The organism is Mesorhizobium sp. AA22, assembly GCF_001672375.2.
Taxonomy (GTDB): Bacteria; Pseudomonadota; Alphaproteobacteria; order Rhizobiales; family Rhizobiaceae; genus Mesorhizobium; species Mesorhizobium wenxiniae.
In genome coordinates, this window is sequence record NZ_CP048406.1 from 1,398,116 (window position 1) to 1,421,621 (window position 23,506).

At 62.2% G+C, this 23,506-nt stretch carries 20 protein-coding genes; 11 read left to right on the plus strand and 9 right to left on the minus strand.

Going from position 1 to position 23,506, the window contains the following annotated elements; translation table 11 throughout:
* Positions 1–37 precede the first annotated feature (37 nt).
* Positions 38–1,555: an HWE histidine kinase domain-containing protein gene (locus tag A9K68_RS06780; RefSeq protein ID WP_246811308.1), complete on the minus strand. Its 1,518-nt coding sequence runs from the start codon at positions 1,553–1,555 to the stop codon at positions 38–40.
* A 172-nt stretch (positions 1,556–1,727) separates the two neighbouring features.
* On the opposite strand from A9K68_RS06780, the gene A9K68_RS06785 reads away from it, so the two are divergent.
* Positions 1,728–1,928 (plus strand): hypothetical protein, encoded by a 201-nt coding sequence (locus tag A9K68_RS06785; RefSeq protein ID WP_065007447.1) that lies wholly within the window; start codon positions 1,728–1,730, stop codon positions 1,926–1,928.
* A gap of 29 nt (positions 1,929–1,957) precedes the next feature.
* On the opposite strand, the gene A9K68_RS06790 is transcribed toward A9K68_RS06785, so the two are convergent.
* Positions 1,958–2,878, minus strand: a complete 921-nt coding sequence (locus A9K68_RS06790; RefSeq protein ID WP_065007446.1) for a diacylglycerol kinase family protein — start codon at positions 2,876–2,878, stop codon at positions 1,958–1,960.
* Positions 2,879–3,161: 283 nt separating this feature from the next.
* Between A9K68_RS06790 and A9K68_RS06795 the strand changes: the two genes are divergently transcribed.
* Positions 3,162–4,682 (plus strand): PRC-barrel domain-containing protein, encoded by a 1,521-nt coding sequence (locus tag A9K68_RS06795; protein ID WP_065007445.1) that lies wholly within the window; start codon positions 3,162–3,164, stop codon positions 4,680–4,682.
* Between the two features lie 52 nt (positions 4,683–4,734).
* Here A9K68_RS06795 and A9K68_RS06800 read toward each other — a convergent pair whose 3' ends face one another.
* The gene (locus tag A9K68_RS06800) at positions 4,735–6,312 is read right to left on the minus strand and encodes an alkaline phosphatase family protein (protein ID WP_082982287.1); all 1,578 of its coding nucleotides are present in this window, start codon (positions 6,310–6,312) and stop codon (positions 4,735–4,737) included.
* 218 nt (positions 6,313–6,530) lie between these two features.
* Here A9K68_RS06800 and A9K68_RS06805 point away from each other — a divergent pair, with 218 nt between their 5' ends.
* The 7 genes from A9K68_RS06805 (at position 6,531) to A9K68_RS06835 (ending at position 13,629) form a co-directional block, all read left to right on the plus strand.
* Entirely contained in the window at positions 6,531–7,463 is a 933-nt protein-coding gene (locus A9K68_RS06805; protein ID WP_065007443.1) for a VOC family protein, read from the plus strand.
* 10 nt (positions 7,464–7,473) lie between these two features.
* Positions 7,474–8,097: an alpha/beta hydrolase gene (locus A9K68_RS06810; RefSeq protein ID WP_065007442.1), complete on the plus strand. Its 624-nt coding sequence runs from the start codon at positions 7,474–7,476 to the stop codon at positions 8,095–8,097.
* A 3-nt stretch (positions 8,098–8,100) separates the two neighbouring features.
* Complete coding sequence (locus A9K68_RS06815) at positions 8,101–8,400, plus strand: GNAT family N-acetyltransferase (RefSeq protein WP_029348700.1); 300 nt, start codon at positions 8,101–8,103, stop codon at positions 8,398–8,400.
* A 184-nt stretch (positions 8,401–8,584) separates the two neighbouring features.
* On the plus strand, positions 8,585–9,643 hold the full coding sequence (locus A9K68_RS06820) for a dipeptidase (protein WP_065007441.1): 1,059 nt from the start codon (positions 8,585–8,587) through the stop codon (positions 9,641–9,643).
* Between the two features lie 139 nt (positions 9,644–9,782).
* Positions 9,783–11,069 (plus strand): flavin monoamine oxidase family protein, encoded by a 1,287-nt coding sequence (locus A9K68_RS06825; protein WP_065007440.1) that lies wholly within the window; start codon positions 9,783–9,785, stop codon positions 11,067–11,069.
* Between the two features lie 266 nt (positions 11,070–11,335).
* On the plus strand, positions 11,336–11,743 hold the full coding sequence (locus A9K68_RS06830) for a hypothetical protein (protein ID WP_065007518.1): 408 nt from the start codon (positions 11,336–11,338) through the stop codon (positions 11,741–11,743).
* A 230-nt stretch (positions 11,744–11,973) separates the two neighbouring features.
* A complete protein-coding gene (locus A9K68_RS06835) occupies positions 11,974–13,629 on the plus strand; it encodes a caspase domain-containing protein (protein WP_065007439.1) in 1,656 nt (551 codons plus the stop codon).
* A 177-nt stretch (positions 13,630–13,806) separates the two neighbouring features.
* On the opposite strand, the gene A9K68_RS06840 is transcribed toward A9K68_RS06835, so the two are convergent.
* Entirely contained in the window at positions 13,807–15,894 is a 2,088-nt protein-coding gene (locus tag A9K68_RS06840; protein ID WP_065007438.1) for a PAS domain S-box protein, read from the minus strand.
* A 57-nt stretch (positions 15,895–15,951) separates the two neighbouring features.
* On the minus strand, positions 15,952–16,731 hold the full coding sequence (locus A9K68_RS06845) for a response regulator transcription factor (protein WP_065007517.1): 780 nt from the start codon (positions 16,729–16,731) through the stop codon (positions 15,952–15,954).
* A gap of 47 nt (positions 16,732–16,778) precedes the next feature.
* Between A9K68_RS06845 and A9K68_RS06850 the strand changes: the two genes are divergently transcribed.
* Positions 16,779–17,465, plus strand: coding sequence for a response regulator transcription factor (locus A9K68_RS06850; protein WP_065007437.1), 687 nt, complete (start codon positions 16,779–16,781; stop codon positions 17,463–17,465).
* A 54-nt stretch (positions 17,466–17,519) separates the two neighbouring features.
* On the opposite strand, the gene A9K68_RS31255 is transcribed toward A9K68_RS06850, so the two are convergent.
* Positions 17,520–17,687, minus strand: a complete 168-nt coding sequence (locus A9K68_RS31255) for a hypothetical protein (RefSeq protein ID WP_082982279.1) — start codon at positions 17,685–17,687, stop codon at positions 17,520–17,522.
* Positions 17,688–17,794: 107 nt separating this feature from the next.
* Positions 17,795–18,130 carry a hypothetical protein gene (locus tag A9K68_RS06855; RefSeq protein WP_246811309.1) on the minus strand — a complete coding sequence of 112 codons (336 nt, stop codon included), beginning with the start codon at positions 18,128–18,130 and terminating at the stop codon, positions 17,795–17,797.
* 371 nt (positions 18,131–18,501) lie between these two features.
* On the opposite strand from A9K68_RS06855, the gene A9K68_RS06860 reads away from it, so the two are divergent.
* On the plus strand, positions 18,502–18,975 hold the full coding sequence (locus tag A9K68_RS06860; protein ID WP_065007436.1) for a L,D-transpeptidase: 474 nt from the start codon (positions 18,502–18,504) through the stop codon (positions 18,973–18,975).
* Positions 18,976–19,063: 88 nt separating this feature from the next.
* Here A9K68_RS06860 and A9K68_RS06865 read toward each other — a convergent pair whose 3' ends face one another.
* Together A9K68_RS06865 and A9K68_RS06870 are read right to left on the minus strand one after the other, a co-directional pair.
* Positions 19,064–22,147: an efflux RND transporter permease subunit gene (locus A9K68_RS06865; RefSeq protein ID WP_065007435.1), complete on the minus strand. Its 3,084-nt coding sequence runs from the start codon at positions 22,145–22,147 to the stop codon at positions 19,064–19,066.
* The gene (locus A9K68_RS06870; RefSeq protein ID WP_065007515.1) at positions 22,144–23,415 is read right to left on the minus strand and encodes an efflux RND transporter periplasmic adaptor subunit; all 1,272 of its coding nucleotides are present in this window, start codon (positions 23,413–23,415) and stop codon (positions 22,144–22,146) included. The genes A9K68_RS06865 and A9K68_RS06870 overlap by 4 nt, the downstream gene beginning before the upstream one ends.
* Positions 23,416–23,506: the final 91 nt, after the last annotated feature.

Sequence of the window (23,506 nt, forward strand, 5' to 3'; positions counted from 1 at the left end):
TGACGCGGAACTTCGGTTCGGGATCATGGCCGGGCCGTCACTTCGGCAGATCCTCCAGCGGCATCGATATTTCGGCGAATACGCCTTCCCGCCGGAATTCGTGGGTCACTTCGCTGGAGATGACCTTGGCCAGGCTGCGGCGGATCAGGATCGAGCCGAAGCCGTGGCGTTCGGGCGAGGCAACTTCAGGCCCGCCGCTTTCGCGCCAGGTCAGCACCAGGCGCCGTGCGCCTTTCCGGCCCTGTGCCTGCCAGTCGAGATCGACCTTGCCCGAAGCCGCCGATAGCGCTCCGTATTGCAGCGCATTGCTGGCCAGTTCATGCAGAATCAGGCCAAGCCCGACTGCCTGGTCGGGCGAAAGCAGCAGATCGGCGCCTGAGATCGTCATGCGCGGTTGCTCGGCGGTGTCGAACGGCTTGACCTCGATCTGCACGAGTTCGCGGATGCCAATGCCGCGCCACTCGCGGTCGGACAGCAGGCTGTGGGCGGCGCCCAGCGCCTGAAGCCTGGCGCTGAAGGCTTCAAGGAATTCGCTGGGCTGGCGCGCATGGCGAACGGTCTGCGTCGCCAGCGCCTGCACCGTCGCGAGCGTGTTCTTGACGCGATGGTTCAGCTCGCGCAGCAAGAGCCGTTGCCGCTCGTCGCCGAGCTTGCGTTCGGTGATGTCGTAATTGACGCCGAAGATCAGCGTCGGCTTGCCGTCGCCGTCGCGCTCGATGACACGGCCGCGCGTCGCGAGCCAGCGCGGCGGAGTGAAGCCCTTGACGCGGTATTCGCCAAAATAGTCGTCGCTGCCGGTCAGCGCGTCACGAAAGCGCGTCTCGGTCTGGTAGACATCACGCGGGTCGATGGCGGCAAGGATATCGCGTGCCCTCAGCCGATTCGAGCGCGGCAGGCCGAACAGCTCGGACAACCGGACATCGCATTCGATCATATCGGTGTGGATATCCCATGCCCAGCTTGCGAGCGAGGCGGCATCGAGCGCGATGCCGCGCCGTTTTTCCTCGCGCGCCAGCGCCGCAGCGATGCTGGCGCCGTTGCGGGTGGCGTCCTTCAATGCGAACAGGCTGGCGGCGAGGCTGGCGAGCTCCGTCAATTGTTCGAGCTGGGCGGCAGACGGCGACGCGCGCGGCTTCCGGTCGAGCACGCAGAGCGTGCCAATCCGGGCGCCGGCCACCACAATCGCCGCACCCGCATAGAAACGGACATGTTGCTGGCCAGTGACCAGCGGGCTGGCGTTGAAGCGTGAATCCGTGGTCGCATCGGTCACCACCATCGGCTGGTCGCCGGCGGCAATGGTATGGGCGCAGAAAGATGCATCTGTCGAGGCCTCGGTCTCATCCAGGCCGACACAGGACTTGAACCGTTGCCGCTCGACATCGACCAGCGTCACCAGCGCGATGGGCGCTAGCATCACCGCGGCGGCAAGACCGCTGATATGGTCGAAGTCACGATCGGCCGCCGTGTCGAGGGCGTCGAGACCGTGCAGTACTGCAAGCCGGTCCTGCGCCCTTACCACACTAAGGACGTCGACCGGCAGATTCGGCTTTTTCACTACCCTGCTATCCACAAGGCCCCCAAGTGCATCGGCTTGCAGCCATTCTCGCCAGTTGCCTGCGTCTGAACCGGAACCTTCGCCTTGAGGAACCGTTACCCAACCACGTTTTGCCAGCCGCGCCCGCCAGCGCCAAACGACATGCCAGCGCCAAACGAAATGGAGGCCGATCATGCCCAGGATCGTTCCTGAAGACAAAGCCCGCCAGGGACGCTGGGGGTGGCACACTTTCCGTATCTTGATCGCCGCGCTGCTTTTGGCGTTTATCGCCTGGGGCATCGCAGAGATCTACGGCAACATGATAGACAAGACGTCGACAACCGAACAGGGCGAGCTTCCCAGGGGCGAACAGGGCGAGGTTCCCAAAGGCTGAAGCTATCCGATCGACTGTGCCGGACTGCATCACGCTGCCTTCGCTTGGACAGCGCGCGCCGGGACCAGAACGTTCAGCGCGCCAGGATGGATTTCGATCGTCGTTTCGGGGTCAAGCCTGACCAGTTCGCCGTCCATGACGGCGCGGAACTTCTTGGCAGCCGAGTGCACTTTCAAAACGGCCCGGTCAGCCTGGTGGATTTCCACATGCGCACTGTCGCGCCATTTGCCGCGCGCCATGTCGAAAAGGACCCTGAGCAGTTCGCCACGCCGCCGCGCCACCGTGACATAGATGCCGAGCACGCCGCCGGCGGGATTGTCGGCATAGGGCAGGTGACCCTCACCGAAGAGATTGTTGGTGATGCCGATGCCGGTGGTGCGCGTCACGATCTCGGATTCGCCGATGGTCAGCGTCACCTTCATTGCCGACGGGTTGTTGATCGCCGCCCACGCAGCCTTGACTGAAGCCCGCATCTTTCCCAACCGCGAGCCAAACTCCATGGTCTGGCGAAGCTGAACCATCCTGGCATGCATGCCGATCGAGAACTGATGCACGAATGGCTTATTGTTGGCTGTTGCCACATCGACTGCGATCACCTCGCCGTCGGCAAGAGATTTCACGGCCGCGTCAAGGGTCTGTGGGATGCCAAGCCCGCGCGCGAACAGGTTCATCGTGCCAGCCGGTAAAACCGCAAGTGCTTTCTTCCTGCCCATCAACCGGGCAGCCGCGGCCGAAATGGTGCCGTCGCCGCCACCGGCCAGCACAATGTCGACGCTGTGCTTCGAAGCGATGCGGTCCAGCGTTGCGACGATGTCCTTGGCGGCAACGATGTCGATATCGATGGAGTGACCTGCTGCCTCCAACGTCTGGCGCATCCGGTCCGTGAAGGCGGAAAGATCAAACGTGCGCAGGGTGCCGCCCTCCTGGTTCAGCACCGCCGCAAATCGCATCCCCCCACTCCGTTTTTTCTTGGCAACCATCGGATAATCATCGGCGAGGACAGACCCAGCCGTAGGCTGGAACGGGGCGGCTGAAAAAAAGTTCCGCAGCTCTAACGAAAATACAGGAGCGAATCTCACCGGCCGAGGGCATGAGCGAGCGCGTTTCGGGTGGTTTTTTCACGACGCTCACCATGGTGTCGGAACAACCGCGCGGTCACGACGTTGTGAATATGTAACGCCGCGACCGATCTCCCATGCTCGCGGCGGGAACGAGATAACGCAGGAGGATTAAATGATCCGCACCCTTTTGACCACCACCGCACTCGCAGCGCTGCTTGCGACCGGTGCATATGCGCAGACGGCCACAACCCCGGCGCCGACGCAGGACCCGGTAGTCCAGGATACCGCTCCTGCGGCTCCCGTTGCGCGCGCCGAAGGCAGCCTGGTGACCAACATCATCGGGGAATCGGTCTATAATGGCACAGGCGACGATGCCGAGAACATTGGCAATGTCGACGACGTTGTCTTCGATGAAAACGGTCAGGCAAAATCCGTGGTCATCGGCGTCGGCGGCTTTCTTGGCGTTGGCGCCAAGAACGTGGCTTTCGACTACAATAAGCTGCAATGGGCCGAACGGAACGGCGACCGTTGGCTGATTGCGCAAACCACAAAGGATGAGTTGACGGCTCAGCCGGACTTCGACCGCAGCGCTTTCGATCCGGCTCCTGCGGCCAATGACACTACGGCTACGGCTCCTGCCGCTCCTTCCGGCTCGACGGAAACCACCGCACAGAACGCTCCGGCTGCTCCAGCCGAGAGCACCGCAGCTCCGGCCGAACCTGTGAAGCGTGCCGACGGTAATCTTGCCACCAATATCATCGGCGAAACCGTCTACAACGGCACTGGCGACGACGCTCAAAACATTGGCGACGTGAACGACATCGTTCTGGCCAAGGATGGCAAGGCAGAGTCGCTGATCATTGGCGTCGGCGGCTTCCTTGAGGTTGGCGAAAAGAATGTTGCCTACGAGTTCGATAAGGCCAAGTGGGCGGAAAGGAACGGCGATCGCTGGCTGGTGGCCGAGACCACCAAGGAAGACCTGGAGGCGTTGCCGGAGTTCAACCGCGAGGCCTATGATCCCGCCCCGGCGACAACCGCATCGACTGACGCGGCGACGCCGGCGCCAGTGACAACCACCCCTGCTGTCGATGCGGCCCCAGCCCCGGACAAGACAGCGCAGGCCCCGGCCACAACGCCTGACACCACTGCTCCGGCACCGGCGGACCAGACGGCGCAGGCCCCGGCCACAACGCCTGACCCGGCTGCTCCGGCACCAGCAGACAAGACGGCGCAGGCCCCGGCAACAACGCCTGACCCGGCTGCTCCAGCACCGGCGGACAAGACAGCCGAGGCCCCGGCTGCAGCAACGCCTGACGCAACCCCCGACCAGACGCAGACCGCGGCGATCGACAAGTCGGCGCTGACCGAAATGCCGATCAACGAAATCCGGTCCGAAGATTTGGTTGGAACCACCGTCTACGGCGCCAATGATGTCAACGTCGGCGAGATTGGTGACGTCGTGTTGACGGGCGACAAGAAGGTCGACGCCGTCATCATCGACGTCGGCGGTTTCCTCGGCGTTGGCGAGAAGGAAGTGGCGGTCGGCATGGACAATCTTAAATTCATGACCGACAAGGATGGCAATCGCTATCTCTACACGAACTTCACCAAGGAGCAGCTCGAGGCGCAGGTCGCGTACGACAAGGGCACCTATGCAGAGAAGCGCGACGAGCAGCGCATGATGATGCGTTAATTCGCTCTAACGACGAAAAAAAGCCCGCGCCGGCAACGGCGCGGGCCTTTTTTCATGACTGGAAAGGTGGCAGGCCTGCGACGTGGCCGGCAACGCCATCGTCGGTCAGTTCGGCAAGCGCCAGCGACTGATCGAGATGTTCGGCCCGCCAGGCAAGCAGCCTTTCGGCAAGCTCCAACCGGACCGGCAGATAGGCCGGATCGGCAGCGACATTGGTTAGTTCGTCTCGATCCTGCTCCAGGTCGAACAGCAGCGGCGGCAGGCCGCCGCCGAAATGTACATATTTGAATTGTTTCGTGCGGATGACGGCCAGATTGCACTGGCGCGGACCGATGCCGAAATGGCGCTCGGCATCACCTTCGGCCACCGAGCGGAAATCGAATTCCCAATGCGCGGCCTCGCGCCAGTCCCCCGGCTCGACGGCGTCCAGGAACGGCTTCAGCGATCGTCCGTCGAGATGCGGCGGGGTTTCCTCGCCAAGCAGGGCGAGCAATGTCGGCGCTATGTCCACCGCCTCAGTGAAGCGATCGACCTTGGCGCCGGCCGCTTTGCGGCGACGCGGGTCGCGGATGATCAGCGGAATATGATAACTGCCGTCGAAAAAGCCGCCCTTGCCCAGCATGTAATGGTCGCCCATCATCTCGGCATGATCGGAGGTCAGCACGACGATGGTGTCATCCCATGCACCCGCCCCCTTGACCGCCTGCCAGATGCGGCCAAGCTGTGCGTCGACCTCCGAGATCATACCGTAATAGAGCGCGCGGATGCGGCAAAAATTGTCGTCTCCCCAGTCGCGCACCTTGCCCTCGGCGCCGGGGCGGAAATTCGAACGCTCCTGCAGGTCAAGGTTATAGGCAAGGTAGGGATGGCTTTCTGCCTCGGCCTGCCAGCTCACGGCGCGGTGGAAACCCGGTCCCTCGGCAGGATCATACATCCTGTTGTAAGGCTCGGGCACGATGAAGGGCGGATGCGGGCTGAGGAAGGAAAGATGCGCGAACCACGGTGTATCGCGCTCCTGTTCGTCAAGCCAGCGGGCGAATTCGCCGGTCAGGAAAGCGGCAGGGGTTTCGTCCTTCGAGTAGACGGGCGGCGCGCTTGTCACCGCGCCGTCGGTCCTGGCTCCAAACTCGTCCGCTGGGCGATGGATGTCGGGAAAACCGGCGCTGCTCTCGATGCCGCGCGCCTTGAGCCACGACAGCCACGGTTTCTGGTGCTCCGGCAGGAGTTGGCGCACGGTGAAGCCGGGCAGCACGCCTTCGTAGCTTTTTAGCCGCGGGTCGCCCGGCGCCAGCGTGCGCGGATCGGGCGATACGTCGGTATAGCCGAACAGCGTCGGATCATAGCCGAGACTGCGCGCCGAGAGCGCGATGTTGCCGTGACGGGCGTCGAGCGGGGTTCCGTTGCGGCAAACTCGGTTGTTCATCTGGTAGAGGCCGGTGTATAGGCAGGCGCGTGCCGGCGAGCAGGGCGCCGCGCCGCCATAATGCTGTCGAAACAGCACACCCTCGGCGGCGAGCGCGTCGGCATTCGGCGTCCGCACCACCTTGTGGCCTGCCGCCGACAGGCAGTCGCTGCGCCACTGGTCGCAGGTGATCAGGAGAACATTCGGGCGCCTGTCTTTTCTGACCAATGCTGTATCCTTCATTGAAAACGTGCCGCTCATGGAGCCGAATTTTTGTGGCGACGCAAGCCTCAGGTATTCGCCAAATCGTGAACAAAAGCTGCCTTATTGTTCACTTATAGAGCACAGTCCATCTGTGTTTGCGCCCTTTGCCGCCGGCTGGCCGGTTCTCATATAGGCGTGGACCGCGGCATGGGCCGCACAGGACAAGGAAAGGAGCAGGAAAAATGCTCGACCAGATCAAAGGCCTGCATCACGTCACCTCGATGGCCGGGGATGCGCGTCAGAACAATGAGTTCTTCACCAAAAAGCTCGGCCTGCGCCGGGTCAAGAAAACCGTCAATTTCGACGCGCCGGATGTCTACCATCTCTATTATGCCGACGAGCTCGGCACGCCCGGTTCGGTGATGACCTATTTTCCGTTCCCCAATATCGGCAAGGGTCGCCACGGCGTTGGCGAAGTAGGCACCACGGTCTATTCGGTGCCCGAAGGCACGCTCGCCTATTGGGAAAAGCGTTTTGCCGATGAGGGCGTCGCCGGGCTGTCGCGCGAAGAGAGCTTCGGTGAGAAGCGCCTTGGCTTCGCTGGTCCCGATGGTGACGGGTTTGCGCTGGTCGAGAACAAGGCAGACACCCGGAGGCCGTGGGCGAAGGGCGATGTTCCCTCCGACGAGGCGATCCGCGGCTTCCACTCGGTGTCGCTTAGGCTGAAGGATGGCGGCGCCACCGAAGAGCTGCTGAAATTCATGGGCTATGAAGAAGTCGACACGTCCGGCACTGTAAAAAGGCTGGCGGTGAAGAACGGCAACGGCGCCAATATCGTCGATATCGAATCGTTGCCGGGCGCCGCTTTTGCCGATCTCGGCGCCGGCTCCGTCCACCACGTCGCCTTCGCTGTCGAAAACCGCGCCAAGCAACTCGAAGTGCGCAAGGCGCTGATGGACACCGGCTATCAGGTGACGCCGGTGATCGATCGTGACTATTTCTGGGCGATCTATTTCCGCACGCCGGGCGGCGTGCTGTTCGAAGTCGCCACCAACGAGCCCGGCTTCGACCGCGACGAGGACACCGCCCATCTCGGCGAGGCGCTGAAGCTGCCGTCGCAGCACCGGCATCTGAGGCCCTATCTCGAGCAACATCTGCAGAAGCTGGAAGACTGAGGACAAGGCCATGAGTAAGGACGCTTACATCTACAAAGCACTGCCCGGTTCGCCTGATGGATCGCTGCTCTTCGTCTTCCACGGGACCGGGGCCGACGAGAGTCAGCTTCTGTCGCTCGGGCGCGATCTCGCGCCGCAGGCGACTATCGTCTCGCCGCGCGGCGATGTCTCGGAACACGGTGCCGCGCGCTTTTTCCGCCGCACCGGCGAGGGCGTCTACGACATGGGCGACCTGGCGCGGGCGACGGACAAGATGGTCGGTTTCGTCAAGGCGCATGTCGAGGCGGCAAAACCCTCGTCGGTGCTTGGGCTCGGCTATTCCAACGGCGCCAACATCCTGGCGTCGGTGGTGTTCGCGGCGCCCTCTCTGTTCGACGCGGCGGTGCTGATGCATCCGCTGATCCCGTTCGAACCGCAGATCGAGGGAAGTCTCGCCGGCCGTCGCATCCTGGTGACAGCAGGCAGGCGCGATCCGATATGTCCGCCCAACCTGACGTCGCGGCTGGAGGCCTATTTGCGCGCCGGTGGCGCCGATGTCACAGTGGAGTGGCACGACGGCGGCCATGAGGTGCAGTCGAACGAGATCGAGGCGGCGCGGCGGTTCCTGTCCGCTACGCCGATAGAAGGAGCGTAAGCAATGCTTGACCAATTGCCGGAGATCGAACTGGAGGATCGCGGTTCCAAGGGCCGTTATCTCTTGCGCGGGCCTGATGGCGCCGAGGCGGAGATGACCTTCACCAAGATCGGCGAGCACCAGATCATCATCGACCACACCGAGGTGCCGGATGCGTTTCGCGGCCAGGGCGCCGGGCTTCGCCTCGTTACCCGAGCCGTCGAGGACGCGCGCGCGGCGGGCAAGAAGATCATCCCGCTTTGTCCGTTCGCCAACGCCCAGTTCCATCGTCACAAGGAATGGGCCGACGTGCTGAAGCAATAGCGCTGGTCCTACCCATAGGCCTCCGCACGCGATGACGGTTGAGGGCGGGCAGCCATAAGGCATCCATCGCTGTGGCATTTGCGCAGATCGCCTGTCTTGCCTAGTGGGCTGTCTTGCCTAGTGGGTATTGCCTTGCCTAAGTAGGTATATTGCCGCCCGACCAATCGAACCGAATGATCCCTTGATGACCGAGACCGACCTCGTTCCCGTCTTCGACGGCCACAACGATACGCTGCTCAGGCTCTATCAGTCGAAGGACGCGGATGCTGAGAAGCTGTTCATCGAGGGAACGCAGGGTGGCCACATCGACCTGCCGCGTGCGAAAAAGGGCGGCTTTGCTGGCGGCATGTTCGCAATCTTTCCGCCGCCGGTCGAAAAATCCAAGCGCAGTGCGGTTCCACCTGCGCCGAGCGATACCGAGCCCTTGCCGCCCGAAATTCCGCGCGCCGACGCGCTCGCTTCCACCATCGCCATGGCCTCGATCCTGTTCAGGCTGGAACGAGCGTCGGCGCTCACCGTCTGCCGCAGCGCCGGCGACGTGCGAAATGCGATGGCGCAAGGGTCGATCGCGGCGGTGTTCCATATTGAAGGCGTCGAGGCGATCGACCCCGAACTGACGATGCTCGACGTGTTGCATGGGGCCGGCCTGCGCTCGCTCGGCGTCGTCTGGAGCCGCCCGAACGCTTTCGGCCACGGCGTGCCGTTCCGTTTCCCGTCGACGCCCGACACCGGACCTGGCCTGACCGATGCCGGCAAGGGACTGGTCAAGGCCTGCAACCAGCTCGGCATCATGGTCGATCTTTCGCATCTCAACGAAAAGGGGTTTCGCGACGCCGCCGAGATCAGTGACGCCCCGCTGGTCGCGACCCACTCGAACGTCCATGCGATCTGCGGCCATTCCCGCAACCTCACGGACTGGCAGCTAGGCGCGATCCGCGAGTCGGGTGGCTTGGTCGGGCTGAATTTCGCCACCGGGTTTTTGCGCGAGGACGGCAGGATGAATGCCGATACCAGTCTCGACATCATGGTGCGCCATGTCGATTCACTGCTGCAGGCGCTGGGCGAAGACGGCGTCGGCCTCGGGTCCGATTTCGACGGCGCCATGATCCCGGCTGTGATCGGCGACGTCACCGGCCTGCCGAAGCTGCTCGATGCGTTCGCCGAGCGCGGCTTCGGTCGTGCGCTGATCGAGAAGATCGCCTATCGCAACTGGATCAGTATGCTGGAAAAGACCATCGGGTAAAGCGTGTCGCCCCGGCAGAGTAGCCAGCGACCTGCAATATATATCGATCGAGCGGGGTTTTGATGATCTCGACAAGACCATTGTCTCCGGAGCTCAAGCCGCTGATGATTGCGGACTTCGAGAACTTCAGGGCCGGCTCTTGAAGCGCCAGGCCGTACGAACCGATGTCGCCATCGTCGGCGCCGGCTTTACCGGCCTGTCAGCCGCGCATGAATTGAACAAGGCCGGCATTGATTTTGTGCTGCTCGAGGCGCGCGGTCGCGTCGGCGGGCGGGTCGAGTCCAAGTGGAATGGGCTTGGCGAGCGGATCGACAGCGGCGGTCAGTTCCTGTGCGAGGACATGTCGGAACTGATGGCCTTGGTGCGAACGCTCGGTAAGACGTTGGTCGAGACCTATGCTAAGGGCGAAGTCATTGCCCAGCCGCTGACGGGCGAACAGGATGCCGAGCGAATCTACTACGCCTCGAGGGCGATCCGCGACCGCATGAACGCGATTGCACCGGGCGAGCCGACTATTGCCGGCTTGACCGTCGCCGCATGGCTCGATCGCCAGAACGATCCCGGTGAGGCCAAGGCGGCTTTTCGCTCGATGATCGAAGGCCTGTGGTGCCAGGCGCTCGAAAAACTGCCGCTTTGGCACCTCATCGACAATGACCGCCGTATCACCAATGAGGTGTCGGAGCTGCAGTATTTCGTGCACGAAACCATGCAGTCTCTGGCGGATGATTTGGCTGAGGATCTCGGCGACCGCCTGCGATTGAACACGCCGGTCAGAACGATCGAGCGCAGACTGGGAGGAGTTCGTCTCGCGGCGACGACGGGCTTGATCACGGCGCGAACGGCGCTGATCGCCATGCCGCCGATGGTGGCCTCGAAGCTGGATTTTGCGCCGCCGCTGCCGGTTGCCTTGGAAAAGGCCCTCGGTGTCTGGCAAAGCGGCGCGGTGATCAAAATGCAGGTGCGCTACCCCACAGCCTTTTGGCGCGCCAAGGGCTTGAGCGGCATGGTGATGTGGCGCGATCCGCCGGCACTTTTTGCCTGTGACGTCAGCAAGGATGGCGGCCACCCTGCGTTGGTCGTCTTCGTCGGCGGGCCGCTTGCCCTACGCTGGCGGGAATTGGGAGATGCCGCGTTGCGCGCAGAGGTTACCGCGCGGCTCAAGGAGGCGCTCGGCACGGACGCAGGCAGCTTCACCGATTTCAGCTGTCGCGACTGGACCGATGATCGCTGGAGCGGCGGCGGCTACAGCGATCTCATCATCGATGCGAGTGCCACCGACGCCGAACAAACCCTCCTGGCCGGCGCGCCGCCAGTGTATTTCGCATCCTCGGAATTGTCGCCGTCATTTCCGGGCTATGTCGAAGGCGCAATCGTGGCTGGGCGCATTGCGGCACAGAAAATCCTCTCGGAATTTAATCCGCAGTAATCACCAGCGCCCCATGGTCGCAGGCGAGTCGCTCGAGCCGGCGACCGTATGCCGCCGGGCCAGAGCGGCGGCGTGATTTGATCCCGTGAACATGCGACTAGACGAAAACATTCGGCAACGAACTGCCTCGCCCCGCGATGACCGGATGTGGTCCGAATTCCGGTTTCAAATCTGTTACACGGCCAGTTTGCGCGCGTCGTTCGTCCGTTACCGGGTGCGGCTATGTTCGCTTCCACAGAAAAAGAAGATCGACGAAGGGAATGGCGATGCATACGAAAATCCGGACTGCCTACAATGACCGCCTGCAGGCCCCGGAGCGCAATGATCGGCGGCCGAAGCTGGCGCTGCGCCGGCGCGCCAACGACCATCCGATGGCGCTGTTCGTGGTGCTGGGCGCCGCCGCATTCGTCGGCATGGCGTTCGCGCCGACGGTTGGTCCGGCCTTTGCTTCACTGAACCCGCCGGCAAATATCGTCGACGGCGCGCCGACCACGACAAAGACCGCGCGCCTGCCGATGCCGGAGATCGATTTTGTCTGCAAGGGGCAAGCCTGGGGCGCCGAAAGTGCGGACTGCCTGCGCGTCATCGCCGAGCAGTCCGGCATCCACAAGGCTCGCGCGGTCCGCGTGATCGCCAATGCCCCGCCGCTGACCGATATCCCGAACGTTTTTTGATGCCGCGATACGCCAAGAGCCCGGAGAAGGCTCGCGATGCGGCAATGGCCGAGCCCCGCGTGCCCAGAGGCTTTCGAGAGGCTTTCCGGCCTTGTGTTGACTGCATGCGCCTGAACGATCATCTTTATTGATCGTGGCCGCGATCCCTTCGGCTGGTAAGCTGACAGCGACAATCGGAGACGTGTCAGACGTCGGCTTCGGCAGGGGAGCAGGTTGGTGGGGCTAATTGTATGTATTGCCTTCGTGCCGCCGTTGCGCTCTGGCTGTTTTTTCTAAGTTCGTACGCTTGGGCCGAAAAGCGCATCGCGCTGGTCATCGGAAATTCGGCCTATCAGCACGCGCTACAGCTCGCGAATCCTCAAAACGACGCCGGCGACATCGCCTCGAAATTGACGGGGCTGGGCTTCGATGTCGTCACAGGCCGCGACCTCGACCTGACAGGAATGCGCCGGTCAATCCGGGATTTTGTGGGGAAACTCGAAGGCGCCGACATGGCGCTATTCTTCTACGCCGGCCACGGACTGCAGGTAGACGGGGACAACTTCATGATCCCAGTCGATGCTCAGCTGGTGTCGCACAACGACTTGGATTTCGAGGCCTTGCCGATCGAACTCGTGCTCTCCGCAATGGAGCGTAACGCCAAAGTCAATTTGGTGTTCTTGGACGCCTGCCGCGATAATCCGCTGGCCTCGACATTGGCACGCTCCATGGGAACTCGATCCATGGCAGTGGGGCGAGGATTAGCGAAACTTGACACCGGCGTGGGCTCGCTGATTGCGTTTGCAACACAGCCGGGAAATGTTGCCCACGACGGGTCTGGTCGGAACTCCCCATTCACGACAGCCCTGCTGAAACACCTTGGCACACCAGGGCAAAGCATAACCGATGACCTAATTGCGGTCCGTCGCTCCGTGTTAGACGCCACCGACGGCAAACAGATCCCCTGGGATAGCTCATCCCTGACCGGTCCCGTCGTTCTCAATCCATCCCCAATCCAAGACACGGCAACGAGACCAGCGGCGACGGCGGACACAGACAAATCTGTGGAACTTGCCTACTGGGACACCATCAAGAGCTCGACCGAAAAGAGCTACTTTGAGGCGTATCTACAACAGTACCCCAATGGCGCGTTCGGGGCCCTCGCGCGGCTGAAGATTGAAGCGATCGAACGGCAAGCGATCGAACGCCAGGCAGAGCGGCAGCAAGGGGGGGGCAAACCCGCCACAAATGCAGGTAACGACGCAAAAGAAGCAAAAGAAACAGCGATTGCTGCGCTTGATCAGTCCAATTCGCAAACCCAATCGCCAGTTTCGCCGACCGGCGCCCTGGCTATTGGCGAACTGGCGCTTGCCACCCAACGGGAGCTGGCTCGCATCGGATGCCTGACTGGTCGGGTCGACGGCAAATGGGGCGGCGACAGTCAGAAGGCTTTGCAAGCATATGCCGAGCGCAAGGGCTTCAAGCTCGCGTCGCTGACACCGACCCCTGAGCTCTTGGATGGATTGAAAGCGATCGGGGATCGTGTTTGCCCGCTCGTTTGTGGCAACGGAATGGAGGCGCGCGACAACCGTTGTGTGCCACTCGGCCTAAGTGCCTTCGACGGCAGATGGAGGATAATCAGGCGAGCCACGACGAACTGCGGCGCTTGGCGCGAACTGTCGTCAGATGTTCTCGTAAGTGACGGCAAAGTGTCGAATAACTATGGATGGTCAGGAAAAATCTCAAACAATGGCGCTTTCAATATTACGCAAACCTTTATTCATAAAGGAAGAAATGGTCTGAACATCCTGACAGGGACGATAAAGGCCGAAAGAGGAACCGGAAAGTTTAAGAGTACTGGAGCTGGCAGCGGGTGTTCAGGAAATGTTGTTATTAGCAAGATGTAGAACCTAAGGTGTAGGTTTGAATTCGCCTGCCTAGCGGCGGTGCTCTGAACCTGAATATCACTTCGTGCTGCGAAGGTGCTCCGTGAATGCCAAGGCCTGACGTTTGCAGCCATTGTCGACATGCATAAACCAACAATCTAAAGCGCGTCGCGTGAGGCCGGTCAAATGCGACGCGCTTTAGCTGCCCAATGCGGCCTGCTCGGCGATGGCCGACAGCACGCCGCGCACGTCCAGCGTGCTGAACGGCTTTTCCAGGATCTGCGGCCGCTGCGGCGCCGGCAACGCCTCGATTTCGGCTTTCGCTCCGATCAGGTCGCCGGTGACCAGAACGAAGCGCCGCGCCAGATCAGGCTTTTCGGCGAGCAGTTCGCGATAGATCGATATACCGCTGGTGCCGGGCATGCGCAGATCGGAAAAGACGATGTCCGGCGGCATGTGGCCGGTCAAGGTCGCGGCGGCCGACGCCCAGGCCGGCACGACTCGCGACTTGATGCCCATCAATTCCAGAATGTCGGACAGCGACGCCGCGACATCCGGCTCGTCGTCGATGATCAGCGCATGGCGCAATCCGCTCGAGCGCGACGGGGTTTCGCCGGCCGCGGCCGCGCCGCCGGAGATCGCCGGCAACTGGACGACGAAACGGGCGCCCCTCGGCAGAACTTCCTCGAACCAGACATTGCCATTGTGGCGTTCGATGATCGATTTCGAGATCGACAGGCCGATGCCGGTGCCGACGCCGACCGGCTTGGTGGTGAAATAGGATTCGAAAATGCGAGAGCGAATCGCTTCCGGCACGCCCAGCCCGTTGTCCTCAACCGAGAAACAGGGATTGCCGCGATCGCTGCGAAACGTGCGAACCTTGATCAGCCGGTCGCCGCCGATGCCGGCCAGAGCGTGCTGGCTGTTGATGAGGAAGTTGGCGGCCACTTGCGTGACATGGTCGGCGTCGGCCATGGCCAGCAGCGGGCCGCTGGCGAAATCGGTATTGATAATGATGCCGGTCGACCTGGCGCCGTATGCAGTCACTTCGAGTGCCGCGCGGACCACCTGGTTGAGGTCCGTCTCGGCCTGCGCCGCCGGGTGCAGGCGGACCATCGAGAGGAAGCTCTTGACGATGCGGCCGCAACGCTCGGCGGCGGCGCGCACCTTTTCGGCGCGCACCTTGGTCTGCGGGTCTGAAGCGAACTCGTGCAACAGCGTCGATTGTGCGACGACCACGGCAAGCGGGTTGTTGAGCTCGTGTGACACGCCGGCAAGCAGCGAGCCCATCGCCGCCATCTTCTCGTTCTGGTGCAGCTTTTCGCGCTGGCGGCCGATTTCCTCCTCGGCGCGCAATTTGTCGCGAAGGTCGCGGATCGAGCCGAAGATCAGGCGGCGGTCGGCGACCCGCATCTCGGTCGCCGTCAGTTCGATCGGAAAGACCTCGCCGGCCGCATTCTGGGTGACGGTCTCGATCCGCTGGCCGACCATCGGCGCGCCGCGGCCCGACATGTATTCGGCGCCCGACACATAGCCCTTGCGATAATATTCCGGAACGACGGTGTCGAGCAGGTCCTTGCCGAGGATGTCGCTGCGCTGATAGCCGAACATCTTTTCGGCGGCGGGATTGAATTCGATGATCGAACCCGTCTCGTCGATGACGATGATGGCGTCAAGCGAGGCCTGCAACATGGTGCGTCGGATGACTTCGCTGGCATGGGCATCGGAAAGCGATCGTTCGATGGCGTCGCCGATGGCCAATGCCACGATGTGCAGCGTTGCCTCTTCCTCGTCGGTCCATTCGCGCTCGTTCACGCAGTCGTTGACCGCCAGCGTGCCCCACAGATGGCCATGCGCAAAGACCGACACCGACAGGAACGACTTGATGTGCTGCTTTTCGAAGTCGGTTCTCAGAAATCCTTCGAGGTCGCGCGTGTGTCCCGCGAAGATCTTGCCTTGCCGCTCGTCCTCTGCCAACCGTTCCAGCAGTGGGTCCGAATTGACAACCGACTGCATGATTACCGTTGGCGATGCCAGTTCGCCACCAAATCGGGGGTTGATCCAGTAAGCCGCGACCGACTGGGCAAAGCCCTGGCCGGGCAGCTCGCGCAGCCGAAACAGGATGCCGCGCTGGCAATCCATGGCCCCGCAGAGCGTTTCAAGGATGCTGTCCATCTCGCGCTGCCAGTCGCCGGCTTCGCGAAGCCGGCGAACGACATGGACAGCCGCCATCGCCGCGCCCTGCCTGACGCCGTGCATATCGCTGCGTGCTGCTTCAGCCGTCATGGTCAGCCGTCATTTCACAGTCGTGCCACCGAGAGTGGTTACCAGTGGTCGCGCCGCTCAGTTGCTTTCGCCGGTCGGCAGCGAGAAGATATAGCCTTCGCCGCGGACTGTGCGCAGGAATTTCGGATTGGCCGGGTCCGCCTCGATCTTCTTTCTCAGCCGCATGATGCGGATATCGACCGCGCGTGACGATTCAGGATCTTCCGCGAAGCCGATCGCCTCGGAGATCGCCGCACGCGTCAGCAAACGGTTGGCACGCGTCAGGAAGACCTCCAGCACGTCGAACTCGCTCTTGGCCATGTCGATGACCGTCCCATTGGTGCCGGTGACGAACCGGCCGTCGAGATCGGCATGGAAAGGGCCGAAGCTCATAAAACGGCGGTTGGCAGTTGTTTCGGCCTTGGCGCCCTGTGGTTCGGCCGGCTGCGGCACGCGGCGCAGCACGCTGCGGACCCTCGCCAGCACCTCGCGCAATTCGTAAGGCTTGACGATGTAGTCGTCGGCGCCAAGTTCCAGCCCGACGATGCGGTCGAGCGCGGTGCCGGCGGCAGTGGCGTAGATGATGCCGATAGGCATTTTCGAGCGCAGCCAGCGGCCAAGCGACAGGCCGTCCTCGCCTGGCATGGCGATGTCGAGGATGGCCAGATGAAACGACTGCGTTTCCAGCAAAGTTCGCGCGGCGCTGGCACTCTCGGCCGTCGCGACATCGTAGCCGCTGGCGCCGAGATACTCGGCGACCGCGTCTCTCAGATCCGGCTCGTCCTCGACGATGACAATTCGTGCCCGCACTATGCTCTCGCTCCCGCTTTCAGCGGAAAGTAGATTGGGTATAAACATCATGTCCAGCACTCATCTTGGGTTGCCGGTTGCAGGGTGGAAAAAAAATGGCTGCACGATCCGTCATCGCGCTTGTTTCCGTCGCCGAAGTGGTCGCGACCGATCTCGCCGACCATCTCGAACGGCGTGGTCATGACGTGCGCGCGGTGCGGCAGCCGTGGGAGGCTGAATCCCTGCTTTCCGGAAAGGGCATCGATGTCGTCGTCGTCGGCGACAGCCTCAGCCAGGCGGAAGGGCGTGATCTGCTCAGGCGCCATGGCGGCGAGGGCGGGCCGGATTTCATCCTGATCTGCCGGCCGGCCGATCTCGTCGACAAGGTGCTGGCGCTCGAGCTCGGCGCCGCCGACGTCGTCGAGAGTCCGCTCAACGTCAGGGAACTCGCCGCCCGTATCGGCGGCTTGCTGGCACGGCGCGGCCGGAACGCCGGGGAATTGGTCGTGCTGGAGAACGCGACGGTCGACCTCCGGTCGGCCATGGTCATGCATCGCTCCGGCACGGAAGAACAATTGTCGCCGGGTCAGGTGGCGCTGCTCAGATTGTTCCTGGCCAGTCCGCGCAAGGTCTTGACGCGCGACGACATCATTGCCGCCGCGCCCGCCGAAAATGCCGATGCCTTCGATCGCTCGATCGATTCGCGCATCGTGCGACTGCGCCGCAAGCTCGACACCGAAACCATCACCACGATAAGAGGTGCCGGCTACCGGTTCGATCCGCCGACGCAGTTCGCCGACTGAGGCCCAGCCCCCAACCTTCGAGCCCCTCACCGTATTGCCCACAGGCCCAGGCGCTCAGCGGACCACAAGAACCGACGGACCTGACGGCATTTCGCTGGCGGCGACTAATTCGCTCGCATGGGCACGATCCCTAAGAAGCACGGTGGCGAGGCCGGCAAAGCCGAGCAGGCCCTGTGCGTAGAGCAGTGCGGAAAGCACCGAAGCTGCAAATTTCGTGTTCATCGTATCCGTTCCCCAAATTCAGATCTGCTGCGTATGGCCTGTTTTCGGGCACAATCTTTTCCCGAAAACCAGCACCACTTGTCGCGATGCGGTCTTTCGGTTCGGGATCATGTCTTCAGGGAAACCCCCGAAGCGCCCGCGCCGCCAGCGGAGCCCCCCGTCGCGGCGCGGGCCTTCGGTCCTCTCGGCTGCAAGTTGCCGGAGGGGCCGCGCATCGTCTTCAGCCCAAAACCGACCCGCCAGAGGGCCTTGAGCCGGTTGATGCGCAGACTGGACACGATCCAGACCGTGGCGAAAAACAGTGCGGCATGCAGCGTCGAAACTTCGCTTGAAGTCATCTCCGCAAGCTTCGTCGTCGGGCTGCCGGCGAAGGTGCCGACGCCGCCAATCATCGCTGCGGCTATGCTTATCCTGAAGAGCCAGGAGATCGCGTTCGATTGCATGTTCATCTTCGTTTGTGCCGGCTGTTTTCGTTCGGTCAACTCTGCGGGTGGCCTGTATCCAGATCATGCCGCTAGAGTCCGCGCTTTGTTGCAGATTGGTTTCGGGCCAAGTCAAATTTCTTTCATATGAGGGAAGAGCGCACTTTCACCTCGGAGATGGCAGTACCTTTTGCGGGTCCGGGTTCGAGCAGCCGAGGCTTCATGTCATTGGGCTCGCCCCTACAAATTCCTCGGATAGGCTTTGGGCTGTTAACCATAGGAAACAAATTCGAAACAGAAACGGCCGCCGTGCGAAATCGATCCGAAACGTGACCCAACGATAAGCCGGTCATCGAATTGGAGCCGGCCATATCCGGCAGACGGGGGACATCATGTACACTGCCAGTTCTGCCAAGCTCATCAACATCGCTGCCGCCGCCCTCACGGGTGCGGTTCTTCTGTTCGGCGCCGGTAACGGCATTGCCCATGCTGCCAATCAGGCCGCCAATCAGATAGTGGCGCGGATTTCGCTTTCGCAGCAGACGATGCAAGTCCTGGTCGACGGGCGGCCGACCTTCGCGTGGAAAGTCTCGACCGGCGCCAAGGGGCATGTCACCCCGACCGGCTCGTTCAAGCCGACCCGCATGCACCAAATGTGGTATTCGAGGAAATATGATAACGCGCCGATGCCGCATTCGGTCTTCTTCAAGGGTGGCTACGCTGTGCATGCGACCAATTTCGTCAAGCGCCTCGGCCAGCCGGCCTCGCATGGCTGCGTGCGGCTGCATCCGGTCGACGCCGCCGATTTCTACCAGCTTGTCGAGATTTTCGGTCCGGCCAACACCAGGATCGTCATCGTCAAATAGGTAAGCAAAGACGATCCGCTTGTTGAATACGTTGCGGTCGGACATCACTGCCCAAGAAAAAGGCCGGAAATCCCCGGCCTTTTGTCAATCAATCAACCGGGACCGGCATCAGCTTCGGGTCCGGCTTCTCGGCGTGATGCGGCAGGTCCTTGCTGGCAATGAAGGTGTAGAACATCGGCACCACGAACAGGGTGAACATGGTCCCCACCAGAATGCCGGTGAAGATCACCAGGCCCATCGAATAGCGCGCCGCCGCACCCGCGCCGCTGGAGATGATCAGCGGCACCACGCCGAGCGCCATCGCAGCCGTCGTCATCAGGATCGGCCTTAGCCGCACCCTGGCCGAGGCGACGATCGCATCGCGCCGCCGCATCCCGTGGAGCTCGCGCTGCTGGTTGGCAAACTCGACCAGAAGAATGCCGTGCTTGGTGATCAGACCGATCAGCGTGATCAGGCCGACCTGCGTGTAGATATTGAGCGTTCCCAGCCCCAGATTGAGCGGCACGATCGCGCCGAAGATCGACAGCGGCACCGACATCATGATGATCAACGGATCGCGGAAGCTTTCGAACTGCGCCGCCAGCACCAGATAGATGACCAGAACGGCTGCCGCGAAGGCGATGATGATCGTGTAGCCCTGTTCCTTCTCCTGCCGCGACTGGCCGGTATAGTCGATGAAGAACGTATCGGGCAGGCTTTCCCTGGCGATATCCTCGATGGTCTTCAGGCCGTCGCCGGTGGTTACGGTGGGCAATGGCAGAGCCGAAATCGTGGCGGAGTTCAATTGGTTGAACTGCTCGATCGCGGCCGGCGATGCATTGGTCGAGATCTTCACCACCGCCGAGAGCGGCACCATCTCGCCAGACGCGCTGCGCACGAAATACTCGGCCAGCTTTTCAGGGTTGTCGCGGAAGTTCTGCGGTACCTGCGGGATGATGTCGTAGCTGTTGGATTCGCGGTCGAATTGCGCCACCTCAGCGCCACCGACCAAGAGGGTCAGCGTCCGGCCGATGTCGGCGATCGGCAGGTTGAGCGCCGCGGCGCGGTCGCGGTCGATCGTCACCGTCACTTGCGGCGCGTCGTAGGACATCGAATTCTGCACGGCTAGGAAGCGACCGGAGGCCTGCGCCTTGTTCTTGATGTCCTCCGCCGCCTCGTACACCTGCGAGGCATCGCCGGTCGAGCGCACCACTATCGTGATCGGCAGGCCGCCGCCGGAGCCGGGCAGCGTCGGCGGGGCGAAGACGAAAGCTTCGACGCCCGCAACCTTGCTGAGGCGACCCGTGATGTCTTCCTGAAGTTCCTTCGAGCTGCGCGTGCGGTCGGCCCAATCCTTGAATGCGAAGCCGACGAAGGCGTTGTTCGTCGGGCCTTGGAACGCAACGGCGGAGAACCGCGCCCTGGTTTCGGGGATATCATTCATCAGCCCGAGAATCTGGTTCACATAGGTTTCGGTGTAGTCCGACGTGGCATAGCGCGGCGCATTCACAATAGACAGCAAGAAGCCCTGGTCTTCTTCCGGTGCCAGTTCGCTCGCCGTCTTGGTGAACATGAAGCCGGTCGTGGCGACCAGTGCGATGACGATCATCAGGGTCACCGGGCGATATTTCAACGAGCCGCTGACCAGCCGCTCATAGATGTTTTCGACGCGCCCGAACGTGCTGTCGACAATACGCTGGAAGCGGCTGTGCGAGCCGGCCCTCAGGATGCGTGCCGACATCATCGGCGTGACGGTGAGGGCAACGACACCCGAAAGCACCACCGAGCCGGCAAGCGTCACCGCGAATTCGCGAAACAGTGCGCCGGTCAGGCCGCCGGTGAAGGCCAGCGGCGCGAATACGGCGGCCAGCGTTATCGTCATGGCGATGACAGCGGACGAGATCTCCCGCATGCCGTTGAAGGCCGCCTGCATCGGCGACAAACCGTCTTCCTCCATATGCCGGTGAATGTTTTCTACCACCACGATGGCATCGTCAACGACGAGGCCGATCGCCAGCACCATGGCCAGCAAAGACAGAAGATTGATCGAATAGCCTAACGAAAACAGCAGGAAACAGACGCCGATCAGCGACAGCGGAATGGTCACAATCGGCATCAGCACCGAGCGGAACGAGCCGAGGAAGAGCAGGATGACGACGATGACGATGATGACCGCCTCGCCGATGGTCTTGAACACCTCCTCGATCGAGGCGCTGATCTGCTCGGTCGAATCGTAGACGATCTCGATCGTCATGCCTTGCGGCAGCGTCTCCTGAATCGTCGGCACAATGTCGTGGATCGCCTCCGCTGTCGTCAGCGGATTAGCGGCCGGCGTCGGGAAAATGGCGAGAAAGATGCCGGGCTTGCCGTTGAAAGTGACCCTGGTGTCAGTGTTCGCCGCAGCGAGTTCGACGCGCGCCACGTCGCGCAGTCTCACCACATTGCCGTCCTTCGAACGGAGCGGAAGGGCGGCGAAAGCCTCCGGCGTCTGCAGCGTCGAGCGAACGGTGATCGAGGAGGCGACGTATTCGTTTTCGGTGTTGCCGGGTGCTGACAGGAAATTCGATTCGTTGATGGCGGTCAGCACTTCCGACGCCGTCACGCCGCGCGCCGCCAGTTTGATCGGGTCGATCCAGACGCGCATCGAATATTCGGCGGCCCCGAAGATCTGCACGTCGGCGACACCCTTGACCGTCGACATGCGCGGCCGCACGACGCGCTCGATATATTCGGTGAGCTGTTCCGGCGTCATGTTCGGATTCTGCATCGAGATATACATCATCGCGAACTGATCGCCGGTACCCTTGACGATCACAGGGTCTTCGGCCTCGTCCGGCAGATCGCCGCGCACGCCTTGTACCTTCGACAAAACTTCGTTCAGCGCGACGTCGGGGTTGGAGCCGAGTTTCATCTGCACCGTCACGGTGCTTAGGGACGACCGGCTCGCCGACGTGACGTAATCGATGTTTTCGGTCGAAGCGACGGCACGGGCGATCGGCGCGGAAATGAATCCCTGGATCAGGTCGGCGCTGGCGCCGGGATAGGCCGTGGTGATCGTGATAGCCGTTTCTTCGACCTCCGGATACTGCCGGATCGAAAGGTTGAAGATGCCCTGAAAACCCAGAAGCAGGATCATCAGGGCGAGTACGGTCGAAAGGACCGGGCGGCGGATGAAGAGGTCGGAAAGGCTCATTTCTGGGCTGCCTGCTGGTTCGCCGGCTTGGTCGGATCGATCGTGTTGTCGACGGCAACGGACATGCCGTTGGAGAGCCGGTTCTGGCCGGCGGTAACAACCTCGTCTCCAGGCGCGATGCCCTCGAGGATCTCAACCAGGCCGGCGTTGCGACGGCCGGGCTTGACGAACACCTGGGCGAGCACGAGCTGCGGCTTCTGTTCTTCCGCTGTCGGTTCGGTCGACGTTGCCGCCGGTTCTTCGTTGGGTTTTGCCGCGGGCGCTTCGGCTGCGGGCTTCGCAGTATCCGTGGCGGGCTTTTCTTCCGGCTTTGCCGCAGCAGGAGGGGCGGCGCCATTGGCCGCGGCCGGCTTCGCCGGACGCACCACAAAGACAAAGTCACCGTAGAGGCTGGAGGTCAGCGCGGTCTGCGGCACCGTCAGCACGTTGTTTTCCTCGGGCAATTCGACGCGCACCTGCACGAACTGGCCAGGAGTCAGCTTGCCTTCGGGGTTGGCGACCTCGGCCCTGACCGTCACCAGCCGGCTGGTCGGGTCGATCTTCGGGTCGATACCGCGAATGGTGCCGGCGAACGGCAGCTCGCCGTCGCCAATGCCCAGCCGCACCGTCTGGCCGATCTTCAGCAGCGGAAGCTGCTGTTCGGGAACCGAGAAATCGGCCCGCATCGTCTCCAGATCCTGCAGGGTGGCTACGGAAGTGCCGGGTGAGAGATACTGGCCGAGATCGATCCTGGGGATACCCACTGTGCCGCCGAAGGGCGCGGTCAGCAGCTTCTGCTCGAGCACCGCCTGCAGCCTGTTGACCTGTGAAGTGGAGGCCGATGCGGCTGCCCGCGCCGAGTCGAGGGTCGATTCCGAGCCGACACCGCGTTTCTGCAATTCAAGGGCGCGTGTCAACGCTGTCTGGTCGAGCGCCGCTTGCGCCTTCGTCGCATCGAGATCGGCGCGCTCGGCGGCATCGTCGAGCTGAAGGAGAACCGCGTTGGCTTCAACCTTCTGATTGGCGTGAAACAGGATGTCCTTGACGATGCCGGCGGTTTCGACGGTTAGATCGACGCCGCGGACCGCACTAACAGTGCCGATCGCCTCGACGCCCGGCGTCCACTCCGTCGGCTTGACGATCATCGTCGACACGGTCGCGGCAGGCGGTTTCATCGTGGCGAAGAATTGCTGCATTGCATTGTCGCGGAACAAATTGAAGCCGACGATGCCGCCGCACACCAGCACGAGCAGAATGAGGGCAATGATGAAACGCTTGATCACGAACAGTCCCCTTGGCCATGGCCCGGCATAACAGTCGGATGACCGAAACACATACCTGTGACTGGTCCCGATTTCAAATGACGGCGATCTTACTGTA